At 44.9% G+C, this 321-nt stretch carries 1 pseudogene; it reads left to right on the top strand.

Annotated elements, in window-relative coordinates:
- Positions 1-221: pseudogene (locus tag DWX84_RS22085) on the top strand (single-stranded DNA-binding protein); the annotation flags it as partial.
- Between the last annotated feature and the right edge of the window lie 100 nt (positions 222-321).

Here is a 321-nt window from a genome sequence, read left to right as displayed (position 1 = left end):
ATGAAGCACTGGATTCCTTCGATGTATTGAAAAAAGGTGAGCTGATAACCGTTGAAGGCTACTTTAAGCCGGAAGAATGGACGGATTCTAAAAGTGGGGAGAAGCGTAACCGCATTGTGATGGTAGCCACCAAGTTTTATCCGGCTCCGGAAAAAGAAGAAGAAAAACCGGATCAGCCTAAACAGAAGGCTGTCTCTAAAAAGAAAAAAGCAAGCAAATGATTGAAGCGGCCTAGTGCCGCTTTTTTTTGCTACATATCCGAGAGTGTTTTTGCGTTCACGCAGTATTCTTCCCCACCCTCCCCTTCATCGGAATGACTGT

Source organism: Parabacteroides sp. AF21-43, from assembly GCF_003635435.1.
GTDB classification, from domain to species: Bacteria; Bacteroidota; Bacteroidia; order Bacteroidales; family Tannerellaceae; genus Parabacteroides; species Parabacteroides distasonis.
This window is presented reverse-complemented; position numbering and strand designations above follow the sequence as displayed.